General features: G+C 63.0%; 9 protein-coding genes and 1 tRNA gene. 2 read left to right on the top strand and 8 right to left on the bottom strand.

Translation table 11 applies throughout. The features are described 5' to 3' along the window. The 4 genes from HXO69_RS05965 to HXO69_RS05950 form a co-directional block, all read right to left on the bottom strand. A partial coding sequence (locus HXO69_RS05965; RefSeq protein WP_296545903.1) for an IS256 family transposase occupies positions 1–919 on the bottom strand: 919 nt, incomplete at its 3' end. A 648-nt stretch (positions 920–1,567) separates the two neighbouring features. Then, positions 1,568–1,644: transfer RNA gene (locus tag HXO69_RS05960), tRNA-Met, on the bottom strand. 333 nt (positions 1,645–1,977) lie between these two features. Next, entirely contained in the window at positions 1,978–5,085 is a 3,108-nt protein-coding gene (locus tag HXO69_RS05955; RefSeq protein ID WP_296545901.1) for a UPF0182 family protein, read from the bottom strand. Between the two features lie 271 nt (positions 5,086–5,356). Then, positions 5,357–6,580 (bottom strand): PDZ domain-containing protein, encoded by a 1,224-nt coding sequence (locus tag HXO69_RS05950; RefSeq protein WP_296545899.1) that lies wholly within the window; start codon positions 6,578–6,580, stop codon positions 5,357–5,359. A 309-nt stretch (positions 6,581–6,889) separates the two neighbouring features. On the opposite strand from HXO69_RS05950, the gene HXO69_RS05945 reads away from it, so the two are divergent. After that, positions 6,890–8,353 carry a zinc-dependent metalloprotease gene (locus tag HXO69_RS05945; RefSeq protein WP_296545897.1) on the top strand — a complete coding sequence of 488 codons (1,464 nt, stop codon included), beginning with the start codon at positions 6,890–6,892 and terminating at the stop codon, positions 8,351–8,353. Between the two features lie 162 nt (positions 8,354–8,515). Here HXO69_RS05945 and HXO69_RS05940 read toward each other — a convergent pair whose 3' ends face one another. Together HXO69_RS05940 and HXO69_RS05935 are read right to left on the bottom strand one after the other, a co-directional pair. After that, a complete protein-coding gene (locus tag HXO69_RS05940) occupies positions 8,516–9,139 on the bottom strand; it encodes a M48 family metallopeptidase (protein WP_296545894.1) in 624 nt (207 codons plus the stop codon). Further along, positions 9,123–11,042, bottom strand: a complete 1,920-nt coding sequence (locus HXO69_RS05935) for an ATP-dependent helicase (protein WP_296545893.1) — start codon at positions 11,040–11,042, stop codon at positions 9,123–9,125. The genes HXO69_RS05940 and HXO69_RS05935 overlap by 17 nt, the downstream gene beginning before the upstream one ends. 327 nt (positions 11,043–11,369) lie before the next feature. On the opposite strand from HXO69_RS05935, the gene HXO69_RS05930 reads away from it, so the two are divergent. Next, on the top strand, positions 11,370–12,371 hold the full coding sequence (locus HXO69_RS05930; protein WP_296545890.1) for a phosphotransferase: 1,002 nt from the start codon (positions 11,370–11,372) through the stop codon (positions 12,369–12,371). A 999-nt stretch (positions 12,372–13,370) separates the two neighbouring features. Here HXO69_RS05930 and HXO69_RS05925 read toward each other — a convergent pair. Both HXO69_RS05925 and HXO69_RS05920 read right to left on the bottom strand, forming a co-directional pair. Continuing rightward, entirely contained in the window at positions 13,371–18,131 is a 4,761-nt protein-coding gene (locus tag HXO69_RS05925) for an ATP-dependent DNA helicase (protein WP_296545888.1), read from the bottom strand. Between the two features lie 69 nt (positions 18,132–18,200). Continuing rightward, positions 18,201–21,934, bottom strand: a 3,734-nt coding sequence (locus HXO69_RS05920; RefSeq protein WP_296545887.1) for a UrvD/REP family ATP-dependent DNA helicase, incomplete at its 5' end; no start/stop codon positions are given.

Genomic DNA, 21,934 nt, shown 5'->3' with positions numbered 1-21,934 from the left:
GGAGCTTGTCGTGGACGTAGTCCAAGAGCCGGTCGTATTGAGCGTTGACCGATGCCGCGTCGGGCTGGTCATACACCGAGTGCAGCATCGCTTTGACAGCGGGCCATAGTGCTTTGGGGGTGACGGACATGAGATTAGCGGCGTAGTGGGTACGGCATCGTTGCCAAGTGGCTCCGGGCAGGTTGGCGGCGATGGCCTCAACCAGGCCCAGATGGGCATCACTGGTGACCAGGCGCACGCCGGTCAGGCCCCGGGCGACCAGGTCAGAGAAGAACTCCTTCCAGGCTGGAGCGGTCTCGCTGGTGGACACGCGCACCCCCAGCACTTCGCGGTGTCCGTCATTGTTGACTCCGGTGGCAACCAGAACCGCGCACGAGACGACGCGTCCTCCTTCGCGTACTTTCATGGTCAGTGCGTCAGCGGCGACGAAGGTGAAAGGCCCGGCATCGTGGAGGGGCCGGTTGCGGAACTGGTCCACGTGTTCGTCGAGGTCGGTTGCCATCCGTGAGACCTGGGACTTGGACAGTCCTGTGATCCCCAGGGTTTTGACGAGCTTGTCCATACGGCGCGTGGATACTCCTGCTAGGTAGCAGTCAGCGACCACTGTGATCAAGGCGCTTTCGGAGCGTTTGCGGCGTTGAAGCAACCACTCTGGAAAGTAGGTACCTGAGCGCAGCTTGGGGATCGCCACGTCAATGGTGCCGACCCTGGTGTCCAAGGGCCGGTAGCGATACCCGTTGCGCCTGGTGTGACGCTGCGGATCTTGTTGACCCCACTGGGCCCCGCACACCGCATCAGCGTCCGCTGATAACAACGCGTTGATCACGTGCTGGAGCAAGGAACGCATCAAATCCGGGGATGCCTGGGACAACGCCTCGCCAAGCAGGCCAGCAGGGTCGATAATATGAGGAGCGGTCATCGTTGTGCCTCCAAATCATTTCGAGTCAGAAGTAGAAGAGCTTTCTCGAAGGATCACACGGTGACCGCACCCATCACAAGCAACGGGCCGATCACCACACGGTTACACCACTATGCGGGACGCTACTCTTTCACCGCTTAGTTACCGCCTGTTTGAGGCTAAGCGGTATATCGAAAACGTTGGTATATCAGTCAAAACATGGTGTGTTGCCGCCTCTACCGCCTAATTTCTAAAAAGTGTACACGCGAGTGTTCATCTTCCTACATATGCGTGTGTATATATAAAAGTTTTCGGTTTTAGGCGGTGAAGGCGGTAAAGGGTTGGGATTCGGTTGAGATACGAGGGAAAATGCTATACCGCTTTTGCATTTTCAGGCGGTAAACAGCCGGTATCAACGCCGATTAGGCGGTGAAAATCCTCCTCTGCAACCTCCCTCCCACGAGATCATGCACGAGCGAAGATAGTCATACGCCCCGAAGGGGCGTTGGATGATAGTCCTCGATGTTGGGTGATAGTCCCCCCTCCCCCCACCTCGACGACGGGCCTGAGTTTGGCTGAAAGGTAGGGAATAACATAGGGATTCGGTCTCGTCAGGGCAAAACAAAACCCGGTATCTCAGCGACTTTTCGTTGAGATACCGGGTTTTTCTGGTTGCGGGGACAGGATTTGAACCTGCGACCTCCGGGTTATGAGCCCGGCGAGCTACCGAACTGCTCCACCCCGCGGCGACTCATACAACTATACAGACCCCAAACCGGGCATGCAAGCCAAAAACGCGATTTGTAACCAAGCACACAAAAATAGGGGCTGTTGGGTAGAAAGCAGTTGGGTAGGAATAGGGGCTACGGGGCAGTGCCAGGGGTAGAACATACAGGAACGGGGTGGAAGTGAATCACTTCCACCCCGTTCCCGCAGAGATGTTCCCGCAGAGACCGCTAGAGCTAGTCGGTAGGAGCCGTATCCAGTGCAGGCCCCGGATCTAGAGCGAGGACGCTAGACCCGTGGACATCCGATCCCTGAGCATCCGGTATGCGCTACTCCCCCGCTGTCTCTTAGGCTTAGCGAGAAGCCGAGGCGCTGGGCTTAGCGCTAGCCGCTGCGCTCGGAGCCGCCGAGGCACTGGGCGTTGCCGATGCAGAAGCCTTAGCGGACGCCGCGCTCTGCGCCTCCTCGGCCTCCAGAGCCTTCTTCACGGCTGCCTCCAGACGCTTCTGAGCCTCACCGTATGCAGCCCAGTCGCCCTTCTTCATCGCCGCATCAGCATCGGTCATCGCCTTCGAAGCATCCGTCAGAGCCTGCTTCAGCTCCGAAGACTGCGAAGCCGAAGAACCTCCGGTCGAAGCACCCGAGGTACCCGAAGAACCAGACGCCGAAGCCGAGGGGCTAGCCGCCGAACCGTCCAGCTTCGCGCCCGAAGAGCCACCGAACACCTGGTTCAGCGCCTCCTCCAGAGTCGGAGCGAAACCGACCTTATCGCCGAAGCTCACCAGCACACGCTGCAGACGCGGGTACTTGGCGTCACCGCTCGACTGCACGTACACCGGCTGAACGTACAGCATGCCGCCGCCCACCGGCAGGGTCAGCATATTGCCGTTAATAACCTCAGACGAACCGCGGCGCAGCAGGTTCAGCTGGTTCGACACCTCAGCATCAGAGTTGAAAATGTTCTGAGCCTGGCCCGGGCCCGGAACCACCGAAGAACGCGGCAACTCCAGCAGACGCAGCTTGCCGTAATCGGGGCTACGCTCGCCGTCCTTACCGGTACCGGCATCACCATTAGCGGCAAGGAAGCCGTACATCACGTTACGAGAGTTCGAATCGCTCTGCTGAGGAATGAACGTGGTCGTCAACGAGAAGTGCGCACGAGAATCGCCGGGCATCTGCAGGGACAGGTAGTAGGGCGAAATCGGCTGGTTACGATCATTGGTCGGGTCGTTCGGAATCGACCAGACGTCGTCACCGGCATAGAAGCTGTGAGCGTTCGTCACGTGGTACTTATTCAGCATGGTGCGCTGAATATTGAACATGTCGGTCGGGTAACGCACGTGGCTCATGAGCGAAGCGTTCATCTCGTGATAGCTCTTCACCGTGCCGGGGAAGACGCTCTGCCAAGCCTTGAGCACCGGATCTTCCTCATCCCAGGCGTACAGGGTCACCGAGCCGTCGTAGGCGTCCACGGTGGCCTTCACCGAGTTACGGATGTAGTTCACCGACTTCGAGCGCTGAGCCCCCGCCGCGGTGGCAGAATCCTGCGAGCTGCCCTGCGCGTAGGGGAACTGGTCGCTCGTCGTGTAGGCGTCCACGATCCACTGCACGCGGTTATTCACGATCGCCGGGTACGGCTTGGAATCCACCGTCAGGTACGGGGCCACCTTGCGCACGCGGTCCAGCGGGTTGCGTTCGTACAGAATCTGTGAGCCGTCGCGCACCGCATCCGAGAGCAGAATGTCGGAGGACTGGAACTTAATCGCATAGGACAGGCGAGCCAGCAGCGAATCAACGCGAGGACCACCGTAACCGGTGAAGGTGTACTTCGCATCGGAGGCGTTGGTTTCGTCAGCAGAGAGCGGACGGTCCAGCTCCAGGGTGTCGCCCTTACCGCCCACAATCGAATACTCCGGCGAGCTCGTGCCGAAGTAAATACGCGGCTCGTAATCCTCGCTCAGGGTACCGGTCGCCTTAATACCGGACTGCAAGAACTTCGGGTTACCCGCAGAATCCACCTGGTTACCATAGGCGGCAATCACACCGTAACCGTGGGTGTACACCACGTGGCGGTTATACCAAGAATCGCCGCTCGTCTGCGCCGGGTTCAGCTCACGAGCCGCCAGCACCGTATCCTGCGTGGTGTTACCCACCGAATAGCGATCCACCGACAGCTGCGAATCAAAACGGTAGTACGGGCGGAACTGCTGCATCTGCGCAAACGCCGAGGACACAACATTCGGATCCAACAGGCGGATATTCGCAATGGTCGCGCTCGAAGAGCTCAAAGCACCGGCACGGGTATCAATCGTCGCGTCATACGGAGTGGTCTCGATCTTGTCCAGACCGTACGCGTAACGGGTCGCATCAATATTGCGCTGAATAAACTTCGACTGAGCGCCCTGCTCATTCGGAACCACCTGGAAACGCTGAACAATCCACGGGTACAGGCCGCCAGCAACCACGGCAACAATCACCAGCATCGCGGTGCTAATCAGCGGCAGACGCCAACGATTCATCGAAGCAGCCACCACAAACATGATCGCCACCAGCAAAGCAGAAATCGCCAAAATAGCGTTCACCGGGATTGACGAGTTCACATCCGTGTACATCGCACCAGCCCAACGACCCACCTGCTGCTGAGTCGACGAATAGCGGTCCAACCAGAAGCTCACCGCACGAGTCAGCAAAAACACAGCCACCACAATCGCAGCGTGACGGCGGAATGCCGACGTGGTACTCACACCACCGGGCTGCACCTTAATACCGCCGTAGAAGTAGTGCATGAACAGGCCCGCGAGCGCCGACAGCACCACAGCGGAGGTCACCAGAGTCACCACCATGCGGAAGAACGGCAACGCAAACAGGAAGAAACCGTAATCCAGACCGAACTCCGGATCAGTCTTACCGAAGGACTGCTGGTTGAAGAACAGCGCGACGGTGCTCCACTGAGTCATCGTCGCCGAAGCAATGAACAGACCCAACAGCAGCGGAACCGCAATCAGGAGAACCTTACGCGCCTTATCCACGCTCTCGTGGTAGCGGCGCATGCTCTCCTCAGCACGCTGCTGACCAAACACGTCACGCAGCATCTGCTCGGCAGCATCCGTGCCGCTCGTCGGCACGCTCTGATTCGGGTTCGGTGCCTCCTGCGGCTCCTTCTCGGACGCCGGCGCCACATCAGCATGACGGACCGCATACGACATCGAAGCCCACAGCGGCACAGCAATCACCACGGCAGCCACCACAAACACGGCTGCCTTCAACAAAATCTGGGTAGTGAACACGGTGCTATAACCCAGCTGATCAAACCACAGCCAGTCCGTGTACACCTGGGACGCACCCACAAAAGCAGCAATGAGCACCGCCACCACAGCAATCGTCACCCGCAGGGGGCTACGACGCTTAGGCGTTGACTTCTTCGGCTTGGGATGCGCGGTGTTATTGGTCGACTCAGACACAATTCCTCGCTCATCATACGTTCAGAGAAAATAACTGCCTTTAAGTATCTCAGAGGTAACGCGGAAGGGCAGAACCTCGTAGAAGCTCGGGGCGAAATATGACCGGGTTGAGAGGTTTTGGGATGCGAAATGCTGAGGTGAGAGGTGCTGGCGAGGATTACGGAGACGCAGACGAGGACAGAGAATAGGGTGCAGAACAGCCCCGGTACCGTAAAGTACCGGGGCTATTCTGCGCTATACGGGTGAGAATCTCGCGGAGAGAAACGTTATGTTAGGAACCGCAGCGGGGCAGGGAATCATCCGGGGTGCCGGACTTAATCGCCTCCACCGTCTTCACCGCCTCATCCAGGGTTGAGACAGGGATTACCACCATCTCGCCCTTGACCTGGCCTGCGTGATAGTAGTTGAACAGTGCCGGGTCCTCAGCCTGCATCTTCACAATCGAATCGCAGTTCTCCTTAGGTGCCAAGAAGTAGCGCGCACCGTAACGGCCCGTCGCCAAAATCTTGTACTTAATGCCGCCAATCGCGCCGACCTTACCGTTCGCGTCAATCGTGCCGGTACCCGAAATGTAGCTGCGGTACGGGTCGCCTCCGGCATCCTCATCGGCGAGCAGAGTACCCTCGCTCAGCTTATCCACCGTACCCAGCGCCAGCATCAGACCGGCGCTCGGGCCGCCCACACCGTCCAGGTTGTACTGCACGTGCGCCGGCAGGTCATAGCTCTGCTTCAAACCCGCGCCCAGAATCCAGCGGCTATTGTCGCTGGAACGAACCGGGGTCAGCTTAAAGGTCTGCTGCTTGCCGTCACGTTCCACGGTCACATCAATCGGCGAGCCGTTCGAAGCGTTCACCGCCTTCGGAACATCGGTGAGAGTCTCAATCTGCTTCTCCCCCACCTTCACGATACGGTCATCAGCCCTCAGCGCGCTCGCCGCCGGGGAACCCTCCACCGTGGAAAGCACCTGAACCTTCTCGGTCACCGCCATCTTCAGCTGGCGCATCGCCGCGACCTTCGCCTGAGTCTGCGAATCAGCCATCTGCGCGCCGGTCGCCGCCGTCGCCTGCTCATGGCTCACGTGCGGGTACAGGGCATCGGTCGGCACCACGAGGCTGCGGTTACCGTCAAACGCCAACCAGCCGTAGAACGCCTCCGCGCCGGACAGCTCCGTGTACGGGCCGCCCGAAACCGACACCGTGGTCATGTTCATCTTGCCGAACGTCTTATAGCTGGGCGCGCCAGAAACCTCAATGACGTCCTTCTCCTGATAGGTTCCGAGCACGTCAAAGAGCGGGCCGGGGCCCTCCTTCACATAGGAACTGGGCAGAACAAAAGCACCAGCCAGCAGGGCGCACGTCGCCACAGCACTGACCGAACGCAGGTTCACACGGCGCGGCGCAAAACGCGAACGGCGCTTGGTCGCCTTCTCATTACTCTTCACGCTCGCGGAGGCGGCGTTCGGCTGCTGCTCAGCATCAGGGGTGGACTTAGTCATGGTTTCTACAGTACCGGATAAACCTGCTTTTCAACACGCGGGCGGGCACCGTCACCCCGCTAAAAGTAGAGCAACCACGGGGCGTTTACTCTCTTGCCCCCGCTCTTGCCCACGCCGCGCTGTGTCAGCACCCGACGGTGACAGCGGCACGAAAAAGCTCCCAAACCCCGGCGACAGAGACAAGCTTGTGAGCCCTCAGCTGATTAAGCCGCATCCACAGCGGTGGCGCGGGAAATTCTCAGCAAAAATCGGTAGGCTGGACAGCGAGCGGGCCAGCTACGCCCACCCCCGGATTACGAAAGGCTTCACATGTCTGAGAACCCCACCGGCGGCGCCTCCAACGAGCGCGACCCCCTCGAAGAATTCATTAAGAAGATGCAGGAGCAGGGCTTCGACCCCTCCGCAGGGGCAACCGGCCAGGGCGGCAAGGGCACCTCCTCCAACGCACAGAACCCCTTCGGCGCGCTCTTCGGCGAAGGCGGTCAGAACCCCTTCGGCATCAGCATCGACCCCGAAGACCTGAAGAACATGGGCATGGGCTTCGACCCCGCCATGATGCAGAGCATGTTCGCGCAGGTACAGGCGATGTTCTCCGGTGCGGGCGCATCCGACAGCCCCAGCGGCGTGAACTGGGATAACGTGAAGAACCAGACCCGCCAGATGCTCGCATCCATGGGTGAAGACCCCTCCGTACCCGAAAACCTCAAGCGCGCCGTAGAAGACGCGGCGAACCTCGCAGACCTCTGGCTGGATGCGGTGACCACCGTTGAGCGCCACAACCACCCGGTACAGGCATGGTCCAAGGCGGAATGGGTTGAGCATTCCTTCGACTCCTGGCGCGAAATGGTCGAGCCGGTCGCAGCCGAAGTCACCCAGTCCATGGTCATGCCCGGCGCACCCGAAGACGTACCCGAAGAGATCTCTCAGATTCTCAACAGCGGTTTCTTGAACAACATTGGTTCCGTGATTTTTGGTGCGCAGATGGCGCAGGCGCTCGCGCAGCTCGCCGGTGAAGTGTACTCCTCAACCGACGTGGGCTTCCCGCTCGCGCCCGGCTCCTCCGCGCTGCTGCCCAACGGCTACCAGCAGCTCGCCGACAGTATCGAGGTGCCCCCGCAGGAGGTCCTGCTCTACCTTGCTGTGCGTGAATCCGCGCTGATCCGCCTGCACAAGGCAAACCCCTGGCTGCGTGAAGACCTGGTCCAGCTCGTGGCACGCTACGCCCGCGGCATCCGCGTGGACATGAACCGCATGCAGGACGCCGCATCCCAGGTGGACATGAGCAACCCCGACGCCGTACAGGAAGCATTCGAAGGCGGCATGTTCAGCCCCCAGCGCACCGAAGACCAGGAACTGGCGGTACAGCGTCTGGAGGGTCTGCTCGCCCTCATCGAAGGCTGGGTATCCGTCGTAACCGAGGACGCAACCCGTAACCTGCCCAAGGCACCGCAGCTGACCGAAATCATGGCGCGCCGCCGCATCGACGGCGGCCCCAGCGAGCAGGTCTTCGAGAACCTGGTCGGCCTGGAACTGCGCCCGCGCCTGGTACGTGAAGCACAGCAGTTCTGGCGCTGGTACGAAGAATCCCACGGCATTGAGGCACGCGACGGCCTCTGGGACACCCCGGAGACCCTGCCCACCCCCGCCGAGCTGGAAGACTTCACCGCATACGATGCGCGCATGAACGAAATCAGCCTGGACGACGTGGACTTCGACTCGGAGCTGCAGAAGCTGCTGGACGGCGGCTTCGGCGACGCGCCCGAAGAAAAGTAAAGCTGAGCGAAGTAACGCTGAGCGGCGAAAGTAAATAGCTGACACTCGAGCGGGGGTGGCTTGTGAATGTACAAGTCACCCCCGCTCGAGTGTTTCGTTTGGTTTTTGATTCTTTGATTTTCGGGAAGCGCGTTAGCCGGTTGGATTTTAGCTGGCTGGATTTTAGTCCGCGCTGTTTTCGCCGCGCTCACCCTCAGCACGCGAGCGCCCCAGCGCGTACCCCTCCAGGTAGGCCTGCGCCCGCAGCAGCTGCGGGTAGCGCGCTTCCAGGGCACGGAACGCCGCCGAATGATTCGGCTGCAGCAGGTGGCAGAGCTCGTGGTGAATCACCGAATCCAGCACATACTCGGGCACACCCTGCAGCTCCGAGGAGATGCGAATCTGCGTATTCGCGTAGGTTGCCGAGCCCCAGCGCTGACGCTGGTTGCTCACCCAGCGAATCGACAGCTTCTCGAGCCTGCCCGAGGCAACCAGCTCCGGCAGGTTCTTCTGCGCCAGGTGCAGGGCGCGGGAGCACAGGTACTCGTCCGTGACCGTCAGCTGCGTGGCACGCTCACGGCGGGCGGCACGACGCTGAATGCGCGGCAGCAGGCGGGCAATATGCTCATCAATCTCTTCGCTCGTACTCGCGGCGGGAATGAGCAGGCGGTAGGCGGGGTTGCCGTGCTCGTCCACGCCGTCGCGCTGCATGCTGATGGTGCGGGTGCGGCGCGCCGAGCGGACCAGCTCAATCTGCGGGCGGTCCTCGGTGGCGGGCAGAATCTCACGCTTAAAACGCTGAGCCATAATCTCCTCTTCCCTTTGACGAACGGCGAGTCTGAGCCGAGCGGGCCTGGCCGTACGAGGAACCGGCGCTCTCAGCCCTGCGGCGGCGCTTCGCCGGATCAATATCGTCCAGGAAACGCGAACGCTTACGCTGACCGCGACCGCCCACGGTGCGGGTCATCGTCCAGGTTAGCCACAGGTACTTGCGGGCGCGCGTAATACCCACGTACAGCAGGCGGCGCTCCTCATCCACCTCGTCCGGGGTGGTCGCAAAAGTGATTGGCATGAGGCCCTCGTTCAGGCCGCACAGGAACACGGCGTCCCACTCCAGGCCCTTAGCCGCGTGCAGGGAGGCGAGGGTTACGCCGTTGACCTGCGGTGCGTCGTTGAATTCGCTGCGGTGGTTCAGGGTCGCCACAACCTCGTGCATGGTCAAAGGTAGCGGCTCGGGCACGCCCGGGCGCGGGTTCGCGCGGTGCTCCTGAAGCTGCTCTTGGCGGTGCTGCGCCATCATATCCACCATGTGCACCAGGGCGGCGAGGGACTCCCACTTCTGGCGGGTGGCGCCTCCCGAAAGGGGGCCCTCCTCCTTATAGCCGAGGCCGCCGAGCACGTCACGGGTGTAGCGGGTGACGTCCTCGGTACCGTCCGTGGACTTCGCCGAACCGCGCAGGGCAAGCATCGCCTGCTTGACCTCGGGGCGCTCAAAGAAACGCTCCGCGCCGCGCAGCTGGTACGGAATGTGGGCGGCAGCCAGCGCAGATTCAATCGCCGCCGACTGCGCATTCGTGCGGAACAGCACCGCAATCTCCGAAGGCGGCACGCCGTCCTTCTCAATCAGGTCGCGGATGTCCTCGGCAATGCCGGCGGCCTCCTGCTCATCGTCGGCATAGCCGAACCACTCCACATCCACGCCGGGGCCGCGCTGAGACATCAACTCCAGCGGTGGCGCCCACGAATGCGGGCTCGAATCCGGATGCGGACGGCGCGCCGCCAACAGGCGGTTCGCCAACTCCACCACCTGCGAATGGGAACGGTAGTCGCGGGTCAGCTTCACCGTGTGCGCGCCACGGTACCGGCGCGCAAAATCCAGCAGGTAACGGCTGGTCGCGCCGGTAAAAGAGTAAATCGTCTGGGAGGCGTCGCCCACCACGCAAATATCGTCGCGGCCGCCCAGCCACACATCCAGCAGACGCTGCTGCAACGGGGACACGTCCTGGTACTCGTCCACCACAAAATGGCGGTACTGGTTACGGACGGTCGCCGCGAGCTTCTCGTCCTCCTCCAGCATGGCGATGGTCAGCAGCAGCACATCCTCAAAATCGATGAGGTTACGCTCATCCTTCAAATCCTCATACGCCTGGAAAATACGCTGCATATTCTGCGGGGTAATCGCCAAGGGCAGCTGCTTCTCGCTCAGGCGCTGCATGATGGTGTCCGGGGTGAGCAGCTGAACCTTCGCCCACTCAATCAGCGACGCCAAATCACGCAGCAGGGAACGGTCCGTACTGATGCGCAGACGGTTCGCCGCCTCCGTAATGAGCGTTGCCTTATTCTGCACGATGGACGGGAACGTACCACCCACCACCTGCGGCCAGAAATACGCCAGCTGACGCAACGCCGCCGAGTGGAAGGTACGCGCCTGCACGCCATGCGCACCCAGCTGGTGCAGGCGGGTACGCATCTCCTCCGCCGCACGCAGGGTAAAGGTCAGGGCGAGCACGCGCGGGCCCTGGTAGCGACCGATCGCAATACCGTAGGCGATGCGGTGCGTAATCGCGCGGGTCTTACCGGTACCGGCACCCGCCAGCACGCGCATGGGGCCGTCCAGTTCGGTGGCGACCGCACGCTGATCCGGGTCAAGCCCGGCAAGGATATCGTCTGCGGAGATCATATGCTGAGGCTGCTGAGGTGTGGCGGTCATAATGCTCCATCAGTAAGGCGGGCGGTGCGGGCAGGCGGCATGCGCTCGCGCGGGCATACGGACGCGTGTGTATGCGGGTGCGCGAAGCGGTGATAGCCGGTCTTCCATTGTATTCTCCCAGACTGTGTTCTCCAGACCCGCCGCGGTTTCTTAGCTGTTGCTTTCATTCAGAGCGTGAGGAACCCGCCTCTTTTGGAGTGGGCAAGTAGAAGCTCAACGGGCAGCGCAGGCGAGCACGTTTAGGCTTGTCCACATGTATCTTCACCACTTGGCATAAAGATCCCAAAAACTACTAAACGGCACACATTGGTTTGGTAACCTTAACCCGTGACTTTATCTCCCCTTCAGCTAGCAGCCATCGTCTCCGCCGGAGTGCCCGGGATCTACCCCGTCGGCGCCGAACCGGTCCGCGAAGACAGCGACGACTTCGACTCGGCAATCATCGCCGACTCCACCGGTCGCCGCTGGCGAGTCTGCGCCCCGCGCCGCCCCGACGCCAGCATGCGTCTGGAAGCTGAACACCTCATCCTGCAGTCGTTCAGCCCCGGTCTGCGCGCACGACTGCCCTTCGCCGTACCCACCGTCGCCGGCACCGTACCCTACGCGGGCGGCAACGTGTTCGTGTACACGCACATCCCCGGCACCATCTACGACGTAGACCAGCTCGCCGAGCTGAGCCGCCGCGAAGTTGCGGCGAACCGCCCCTCCCTGGCATCCATCATTGCCAAGGACATTGCGACCCTGCACGTGATGCCCGAAGACATTATTTACGAGGCTGACCTGCCCTCCTACTCCTCGGAGCAGATTCGCCTGCGCAAGAATGCCGAGCTCGAGCGTGCCGCCGCCACCGGTAAGGTACCCGCCGACCTGCTCGCGCACTGGCGCGCCGTGCTCTCCCCCAGCCCGATGTGGCAGTTCCGCCCGCGCGTGGTCCACGGTGACATGGGTGCCGAGAACCTCGTGCTGCACGTAACGCCCTCAACGGCGCGCATCGTGGAGGTCACCGGCTGGTCCGATGTGCACGTGGGCGACCCCGCGCAGGACTTCGCGTGGCTGTACTCCTGCCAGGACATCGACTTCACCGACGAGGCAATCGAGGTGTACCGCCAGCAGATGCCTCAGCTGCCCGACGCCTACCTGGCGCAGCGTGCGAACTTCTACGCGGAGTTCGCAATTGCCCAGTGGCTCACCCACACCGTGGAGGTCGGCGACCGCGACGGTGCAACCCACGCCGTGTCCATGCTCCTGGACATTCAGGACGACCTGCGCGCCTCCGGCGAACTGCTCGGACAGGAAGAGGTCGGCCCGCTGGTCGGTCCCGCCGAGTAGGCGTTAGGGTAGGTACCCGCCAGGTTGCCGCCCACCGCATAGGTTTTTCAATTCAGCCCCGCAGTACTGCACTGCGGGGCTGAAACTGTATCCAGGTAGGTATTTGCAGGGGTTTAGGTATAAAAGGCGCCCGGCGAAATCAGCTCTACAGAGTGTCTGTCAAACCGACGAAATGATGCCTATAAGGTCTAGTGGAGGGGCTTTTGACGGCTTTTTATCAAAATTTCTTTAAGTGTTTCCCCTCACCTTTTGAGCACTAGTTTTGCATTTTTGTGCATGAATGACTCAGATTAAGGCTGAGAGTTGAAGGTGTGCTAAAGGTGCCATTCACAATATTTCCCGGGTGCAATTACACCCCAAACCCACTTAATCCAACTTCTGTAATTGAGAATCCACAGAGCCTCAACTTCACCTTGAACTATGCTCAAAATAGTGCATTTTAGGGTAAAAACTTTGCCCGTAGATTTTTTCAAAAACTCCTGGAATACTTTTGCTGTGCCGCGAGAAAACCAGCGGACACACTCCCCATAGCGCACTGACCAGCGCTGATATCGTGGCAGCGATAAATTGGGGAGACAGATTGGACGGGACCCTGACCGGTCATGTCAGACCCGAGCCGGATTCATGCACCGCGCAACCAATCACCGATGGCAGAAATCTATAGAGTTACTTTCGAGGTTGTGTTTGAGAGTAAAGACGCACGCAAACCCCACGGGGCGCCGGCGGCGCGAGTGAGGCCGCGAGAGCGGCAGTCGTTCGGCGCGATTCTTTCCCGGAGCGTGCGAGGGCACGAAGTACCTCTATAGCTCTTCAGCGGCTGAGGACGCCTCTTACCCTAATGCAGTGGGGTGAAGAGGCGTCCTCTGCCGTTAAAAACCAGCTAGCAAAAGTCCGCGCAGAAAAGCAGCTCACGAGGCGCAATGCCCACGTGAGCTGCTTTTCTGTATTCGATTATTGGCTCAAGCTAACGCGCGAGCGCATGCTATCTAACCCTGCTATTTAGCCTTTGCGCGCCTCACGAATCACCTTCGCCAGCTGCGCCTCCGTGGGCAGGCCACCGCGAATCTGGTGATCCCACACCTCCGCAACGCCCTTGCCGCCCAGGTACACGAACACGGTGCTGATGCGCTCCGGGTCCACGCCCATGATGCGGGAGAACGCAATACGGTACAGGCCCAGCTGGAAGCGTCGAGACTGCATGGTCGCCATCTTCGGGCGGGAACCGCTCTTCCAGTCCACCAAAACCCAGCGTTCGCCATCCTCGTCTTCGGTACGGAACACCGCGTCGATACGGCCGCGCAGGCTCACGCCCTCCACGTGGGTTTCGACCGGGTACTCGACCGCCCAGATGCGGTCCTTCCACTCGTCACTACCCCACTCGCTGTTGGCGAAGCGCTCCCAGAGGCGCTGAACGGAGGCTTCCAGTTCGCTCTCGGATTCCTCGTAGGCATCCTCGAAGGTGAACTCGTCGGAGCTCTCCCCCAGCACCTGTTCCTGCAGGTCAGCGGAGTCTGCAGGCTCAGCGAGCGCGGCGGAGGCAACGGAGGAGGCGGTGGAACCCGACAGGTCAACACCCACCGTGTCCTCCGCTTCGGGTGCCTCCAGCGGGTCGGCGGTCGGCGCGACCCCGAAGTGCTCCTCAATCAGCGCGTGCACCGCCGTACCGATTGTCGCCGCACGCGAGGGGCGCTGAGGCACCGGGCGCATCAGCTGATGCACCGTGCCCTGCGGGTCCTCGCTCAGGCGAATGAACGTGGAGGCGGATAGGTGCCCCGGTAGCTGCTCGGGCAGCACCGGGTCGGTCTGACCCATCATGAGCAGTAGCAGGTCGGCTTCGCGTTCCCAGTCCACCGCCTGCTGGCGCAGGGGCTCGGGAATGGCGGACTCGCCGTGTGTAGCAGATGCGGCGGGTGCAGGGTGGTTTACGCTCTCCCCCGCTACCTCCGCGCCCCGGTGCGGGTCATCCTCACCGACGGCGAGCTCCACCGCCAGGGCGGCACGCTCCACCGCCTCGCGACGGCTCGAGGAGTTAATCGCAATCTCACGTTGCAGGTTCTCGTGCTGGCCGCGGCGAAGCATCGCCTCTGTGCCCTGCGTGAGGGCATCATCAGATGCCCAACGCCAAATCACGGGGCGCTCCAGCGGGTCGAAAGGCCACATGGCGGTCAGCACCGCACCCAGGTTCGGGTTCCTGTCCTCGTAGTTCTTCTGCGCGAACTGGCCGCGCACCTCAACCGGCAGTGCCGCCGCCACCGTGGGCGAGAAACCGGGCTCGAGCGGTTGTGCTTCATCCCGAGCCTCCCATTCAGCGGATTTGGCCGCCCATTCGGGCACCGGCAGGTTCAGGCGGGTGCAGTTTTCCACCGCCGTACGACCACGCACGGACGGAGCCGCCAGCTGCCAATCCTGCGCGAGGGCGGGAGCCATCACCTCCACCAGCGCCCAGGCGTAGCGTTGCACCTGCTCGACGTAGGTTGCCTGGGCGGCTGCGCGCGCCTCCGCCTGCTCGGGGGTGAGCTCGTCGGCGTCTAGGGGGTAGCGTTCCAGCTCCTCCAGCAACGCTGATTCATCGGGGGCGGGCGGCAGGTTCGCGGGATCAACCACCGTACCGTGCACCAGGGTCACCGGCTCGGTCAGGCGGTACTTCATCGCAGCCAGCTGCTCAGCCCAGCGGCGCACATGGTTCAGGTGCACCTTTTTGCGCTTGTCCGCGGGGTTCGGCATCGTGTAGGACAGGCCCATGCCCACCAGCTGCGGCGCGACCCAGGGTTCGTCTATCGTCTCCGGGAGGCGCACAGAGGGCGCGTCTAGACCTACGAGCGGGTTGAAAAGCATTTCCAGCAGCTCCTCCCAGAAGGGCTGCACCGGCAGGGGGAGCATAGCGGCGCTCTTCCAGCGGTAGGCGCTCAACGCCAGCAGGTTACGGGCACGGGTCATCGCCACGTACATGAGGCGGCGGTCCTCCATGCCGGCATGCTCGGCGGCATCATCCTTGTGCTCGGCCAGGTAGTCTTCCAGGTCCTTCGCCTTCTCGAAGGCGGTAATCTCCTCCGGGGTCTCAAGAATCGACGGAAGGTACTCGCGGTCGCCACGCAGCGGCCAGGGCAGAGCCGTATTAGCCGACATCTGCCACAGGTTCGGGGTCTGCCCGCCGGTCGCGCTACCGCACAGACCCGGCAAAAGCACATGATCCCACTCCAGGCCCTTCGCCGCGTGCATGGTCATCAGCTGCACCGCATTCGGGTCAGGCTCCACGGCACCCAGCGCCAGGCCCTTCTCCTCGTCATCGGCACGCTCAAGCCAGGCGAGGAAGCCCATCACGTAGCTCACGCCGCCCGAAGACAGCAGGAAGCGGCGCGCACCCGGGTCGCCCTCCTCCGCGCTCACGCCGTCAGAACCGGCGTAAATCATCACGTTAATACGCGGCGCAGACACGCCGTAGGCGGCAGCCACCTCGTGGAAAGCATCCAGGTTCGCGCGCGAACCCAGCGGGTCGGTACCGGGGCGGACCGCCAACTCAATATCAAGCAGCATGGTGCGCTCAATCTCGTACAGCAGCGTGCCCAATTCCTCACTCAAACCGGCACGCAGCACACGCATCTGCTCAGCAAAAGCACGCAGACGCTCCAGCGCAGCCGGGGAGAAGCGGCGACCGCGGTAGTGCTCACCGTAGAGGGGCTCGCCGTCCGGTCCGTCCTGCGGCAGGTTCTCCACAGCCTCAATCAAGGAGGCGTAGCCGGAGGAGTCCTCCACCGCGCCCTTAAGGGTTTCGTCCAGGCGTTCCTGGGCGGCGCGCAGGTGCTCTGCCTCCAAGCGGATGTCTTCGGCGTTGTCGGCGTCTTCAGCCTCCACGAGCATACGCAACGCCATCTGCTCACGCAGAGCACGCTCACGCTCACGCACCAGCGACTGCGCCCAATCACCCAGCGCCAACATATCCGCCGCGCCCAGGCGCCACCGCGCACCCGTCAGCAGGCGCGCCAGGGCATCCGAACGGTTCGGATCAGCCAACACACGCAGTGCCGACACCAAATCAACCACCTCAGGTTGCGAAAGCAGACCGCCCAGACCCACCTGCTGCACCGGAATACCCAGGCGCTCGCACTCCACACGAATCGGGTCCAACTGCCCGTGCACACGCGCCAACACCGCGATCTCGGGCATCTTCAGGCGCGGACGCACCGAACCGTCACCGGAACGATGCGCCGCGTAGGCGCGCTCATACTCGCGCACTGCCTGCGCGCGCATCGCCGCAATACGCTCGGCAATCGCCACAGCCTCCTCGCGGTCAGAGTCGTGGTAGGTCAAATCAACGCGACCCGCCATGCCCGCGGCAGCCTGCTCAAAGGCGGGCGAACCGGGCTCCCCCACCAGGGCGCAGCGCGGGCGCAGGTCAGGCACCTGAGCGGCGGTAATATCGCCGTCTGCGGCACGCACCCACTCGGGTACTTCCTTCAGCTTCTCCGCCACATGGTTCGCCGCGTTCAACACCGAAATATCGTTACGCCACGCAATGGACAAAAACAGCGGCTGGGCGTGCTCGGTCGGGAAATGACGGTAGAAGCTGAACATCTGACCGTCCGAAGCGCCACGGAAACCATAAATCGACTGCTTCGGGTCGCCCACAGCCATCACCGGATGCGCCGGAATACCTTGTGCCTCATTGGCGCCATAAATCGAGGAGAACAGGCTCATCTGCGCGTGCGATGTGTCCTGGAATTCGTCCAGCAGAACCACCTTGAAGCGGGCGCGCTCGCCCTCGCGAATCGCCGGGTCAGCCTCCGCAATGCGGGCGGCAAAACGCATCAGGTCACCGAAATCCAGCACCTGCATGCGCGCCTTCACGCGGGCGTAGCTCATTGCCATGCGCGCGTACACTCGGCGGTTCCGCAGCAGACGCTGAACCTTCTGAATGTCCCTCTCGGTCTTCGTCGCACGGCGCGGATCGGGCACCGCCGCATACGCCGCCAACTGCTCGGTGCAGAAGTCAATAACCTGTTGCGGCTCCACCAGATGCTCCGCGCACTCATCAGAGAGCTGCAGCAGCTGGTTAATCATGGTCGCCGCAGACACCGGCACGTCGTCCTTGTCGAGGGGCAGCTCCCCCTCCCAGTACTGCACAATCTGCGCGGCAAGCTGCCACTTCTGCGCATCGCCAAGCATCTGCGCGTCCTGCTCCACGCCCAGGCGCAGACCGTACTCCTTGACGAGGTTATTCGCGTAGGAGTGGTAGGTGAGCACGGTCGGGTCAGCGATGCCCTCGCGTAGCTCCTCGTCGGTCGGGGCGATGCGGCGGCTACGGCGCAGCGTGTTCAAACCGGCGCGCATACGGCTGCGCAGCTCGGTTGCCGCCTTGCGGGTGAAGGTCACGCCGAGCACCTCTTCAGGGCGCACAAAACCGTTGTCGACCAGCCAAATCACGCGGTCGACCATGGTCGCGGTCTTACCCGAACCGGCACCCGCAATGACGAGGGTCGGGGCGGGGCCCGCCTCAATCATGCGGACCTGCTCGGGGGTGGGTTTCTTGCCATCGGCGCCGTTGAGCATCTCGGCAATGTCGAGGGCGCTACGGTAGCCCGCGGGCTTCAGGGCGGGGTTGTTCGCGGCGGCCTCTGCGGAGAAGAGCGCGCCGTTGGGCAGCTGCCAGCTATTGTGCTCGCACCACTGGGCGGGGGTGAGCATGCCGGTGCCAGGACCGGGATTAGCGCCGGAGTTAGTAGCGCCGGGGTTAGTAGCGCCGTGTGCGCCAGAGTCAGTCATGTTTCCTCTTCCTCATGGGTCATTCTCATGGGAGGTTCAGGGTGAGTGATACCGAAAGAACAGGGGGTACTAGGGCTGCGTCACCTGACGGCCGCGCGTACAAATCGGGCAGATCTCCGGCAGACGGCACCCATAGCCACCCTCACGGTGACGAGCCTGCACCTGCGAGCCAGCAATCAGCTCCGCGGCGTGCTGCACCAGCTCAGCCGCCCACGAATCGTGCTCCGTCAGGGCCGGCTGGACCTGCAGGCGAGTCTTACTCTCGTCATTCACGCCCGAGGCGCCCAACTGCACGAGCGCCGCGCCGCCGGAACGACCCGTATAGCCGGTGTACTCCAGCTCCTGGGGGCGGGCATCCGGTAGCGGTTCGCCCGCCTCCAAGGCGGCGGCTTCGGCACGGTAACGCTCCTCCAGCTGCTCACCCGCGCCAGCCTCCACCGCAATCTGGTAGGCGGCAAGCTGCGGATGCGTCTCCATCTCCGAGCCTGTCGGCTTAGACTTACCGGTTTTCAGGTCAACAATGGCGTAGCGGCGGGTGCCGTCCTCCGCCGGGGCGGTACCCTCGAGGCGGTCCACACGACCGGTGAGCAGCGCATCCAGCTCGCCAACCTCACCGGCGGGGTCGAAGGGCACGGGCACACGCACCGCGAAGGAGCCTTCAACACCGAGGTTCTGCCAGCCGGCGTCGCCCATGTGCTGACGGTAGTAGTAGCTCAGGCGCAGAATCATGCGCTTGGCGCGCTCGTAGAGGGCGTAGGATTCCCAGGGCACGCGCTCGCGGTACTCTTCGTCGGTTTCGTCCTCCTTGCGGGCGGGCACGCCGAGAGAGCTAATGCGCTCGTCGAGGGCGGTTTGGAGCTCTTCGAGGGTGCCGGTCGGGTACTCCTCGGCGATGGCGTGAACGAGCGTGCCGAGCGAGCGGGACAGGTCGGTTTGGGCTTCCGCACGGGCGGCGGAAACCAGCCAGTCCAGCGGGGAGCTGTGAATGGTTTCCAGACGCGAGGGGGAAAGCGTAATCGTGCGGCGGCCGGGACTTTCTGCAGGGTTTTCAGCCTGTTCTTCGCCGTCTTCACCGTGGTTTTCGTCCAGCTCAGCGTGGTCTGTCAGGCGGTGCGCAAAGAGCAGCTCCGTGCTAGAAAGCGGCAGCAGGCCCCACCACTCGTCGGGTGCGGCACCGGGCGCCTGCGCATTCGCCAGGCGCGCCAGAGTGCGGGAGGCGGCATCGAGTCGGTACGCGGAAGCCTCCGGGGTGAGCGCCTCTTCCTCCGGTGCGCTGTGCATCGGTGCGCCGTTCTGCTGTGTGTCCTTCTGCTGGGCGTCTTCGGCGCGCATCGCGTTCATCGATTCCTCAACGAGGGTGCGGCGAAGCTCCGCCACGAGGGAACGCAGGGTAGCGGGGCGGCGCACACGGGTGATGGGCACGTCCGTGGAGTCGCCGACCGCGTCGGTGGGTAGCACGAAGTCGAAGAACTCGCCGGGTGCCTGATCGTCGTTGCGTACGGCGGTCAGCACCAGGCGGGTGCTGGCTCGGGTGGCGGCGGCGGCGAACATGCGTAGCTCGTCGTGGCGGGTGTCGCGCACGCGTTCGGGGTAGCTGCGGATGCGCGCGAGCGGCACCGGTTGCTCGCTCTCCCCCGCTTTTTCCCCCGCCTGCTGCTGTGCGCGCTGGCGGATGCGGGCATCGCACAGGTCCACGAGGTCACCGGTAGCCAGCAGGGAGCCGCGCACGGTGGTGTTGGGCCAGGTGCCTTCCTGCAGACCGCATACATATACGGTGCGCCAGGACTGACCGGCGGCAAGCGCGGGGGTGAGAATTTCGACCGCGTCTTGGCGTACGCCGCGGGCGGCGAGGGTGTCCATGGGTAGGTCCTGCGCGTCGATGAAGTCGAGGAATTGTTCGGCACCGGCGCCGCGCATCTGCTCGTCGAATCGGTCGGCGGCTTCGAAGAGCCCGATCATGGCGTCGAGGTTGCGGTGGGCGGCGTCTGCGTCGGGGCCTGCATTGCGCGTCTGGGCGACCCAGACCTTTTCGAGGCCGCTGGCTTCCCAGAGTGCCCAGAGCACTTCGGTGCTGGTGGATTCGGGGCGCGCGAGTGCTTTACGTCCCGCGGAGAGTACGGCGGCGATGCGGTGTACGGCGCGTCCTACGCCCTCTTCGGGGAGGGTTTCGGGGTGTAGCAGGGCGCCGAGGAGCAGGTCGTCGCTGGGTCGGTGGCCGCCGCTTTGCAGTTCGATGGAGCGCAGCTGCTGGCGGAGTCGTCGCACGTCCATGCTGGATGCGCCACCGAGTCGGGAGGTGAGCAGGGTGATGGCGCTCTGCGCGCCGCCGAGGGGGTTGGCGCGGCTTTCTTCGGCGATGACGTCGTTGAGGCTTCGGCGCATGAGCTCTTCAGCTTCGGCGGCGCTGAGGGTCTCAAACCCGGCTCGCTCCCCCGCCTCTGCTCCTTCTCCGGCGGGCATGTGTACGGCGGGGTTGAGCGCCTTCTCGCCGCGCTTGCGTGCGTAGACGAGCAGGCTGAGCGCATCGAGGAAGGGGCGCACGGCGGGCTCGTCACGCACCGGCACGAGCGCCGCGGAGGTGCGCGACGGAATACCGTTCGAGGAGAGCACACGGCGGATGCGCGCCACGTCCGCACCGTTACGCACGATGATGGCGGACTCGCGGTAGGGGTGGTTGCCGTAGATGCGTTCTTCGAGCAGCATTTGGGCGATGAGGTTCGCCTCGTCCTGAGAACTGGAGAGCGCATACTTATACACACCGGCGGGTGCGGTGCGGTAGTGCGCGGGGTCGAGGATTTTGCCGTCGGCACCCAGGTGCAGCAGCGGTTCGTCGGCGGCACCCCAGGTGAGGGCTTCGTCGGCGGGAGTGGTGTTGATGCGTCCGAAGGTTGCGGGCGCACCGTTCTTTACCCCCTCCTGCACACCATTCTTCGCCCCACCCTGCTCGGCGGTGAGCGGCACGAACCGGGTGTAGCGCGGCAGGCGGCGGCGAATGTCTGCCACGAGCGGCATCATGAGTGCGGGCAGGCGGTACGAGGTGGTGAGCGTGCGGGTGTGCATGCTCGGGAAGCTTGTCTGCAGGGTGGTGACGAGGTCGGGGCGGGCGCCGCGGAAGCCCTGGACGACGGCTTCGTCGCTGTAGGTCATGACAACCTGGGGGCCTTCAGCGAAGAGGTCGGGGTGGGTTTCGGTCAGGTGCGCGGCGTCTGCGGGCGGCTCTTCTGCGGCGATGAGGCGTAGCAGTCTGTAGATGGAGGGGCTGAGTTCCTGCACGTCGTCGATGAGGATCAGGTCGTAGCGGCGGCGTTCTTCGGCGAGGAATTCGGGGGCGCGCAACAGCAGCCGGCAGGCGTCGTTGATGAGTACTGCCGGGTCGTAGGCGTTTTTGGCGCGGAGGGCTCGCACGGCACGGTATTCGGTGTGTAGTTGGGCGAGGGCGTGCCAGGCGGGCTGGTTGTGTTCGGTGGCGAGGCGGTGTACGTCGTCGGCGGTGAGGTCGTATTCTGCCATGCGGTCGAAGAAGTCGCGGATTTCGTGGCGGAATCCGCGGGTGGGTAGGGCGTCGCGGAGGACGTCGGGCCAGGTGGGGCCGGGTGCGATGCCTTGGGCGTGGTTGGCGAGTAGTTCGCCGATGATGACGTCTTGTTCGGGGCCGGAGAGGAGTTTGAGGTTGCCTTCTACGCCGCTGAGCAGCCCGCGGGTTTGGGCTCGTTTGAGCAGGTCGAAGGCGTATGCTGCCCAGGCGCGGGTGGGGGCTACGGAGAGGCTTCGGTCGCTGGATGCGGCGATGGTGTCTCGCATGC

The sequence above is a fragment of the Rothia sp. (in: high G+C Gram-positive bacteria) genome, from assembly GCF_015265375.1.
In the GTDB taxonomy this organism is placed as follows: Bacteria; Actinomycetota; Actinomycetes; order Actinomycetales; family Micrococcaceae; genus Rothia.
The sequence above is the reverse complement of the archived record's forward strand: the minus strand, read 5'-3'. Positions and strand labels throughout refer to the sequence as shown.

Excerpts from the sequence above, each read along its gene's own strand:
- HXO69_RS05950 (WP_296545899.1), bottom strand. The coding sequence starts at position 6,580 with ATGACTAAGTCCACCCCTGATGCTGAGCAGCAGCCGAACGCCGCCTCC.
- HXO69_RS05945 (WP_296545897.1), top strand. The coding sequence starts at position 6,890 with ATGTCTGAGAACCCCACCGGCGGCGCCTCCAACGAGCGCGACCCCCTC.
- HXO69_RS05940 (WP_296545894.1), bottom strand. The coding sequence starts at position 9,139 with ATGGCTCAGCGTTTTAAGCGTGAGATTCTGCCCGCCACCGAGGACCGC.
- HXO69_RS05935 (WP_296545893.1), bottom strand. The coding sequence starts at position 11,042 with ATGACCGCCACACCTCAGCAGCCTCAGCATATGATCTCCGCAGACGAT.
- HXO69_RS05925 (WP_296545888.1), bottom strand. The coding sequence starts at position 18,131 with ATGACTGACTCTGGCGCACACGGCGCTACTAACCCCGGCGCTACTAAC.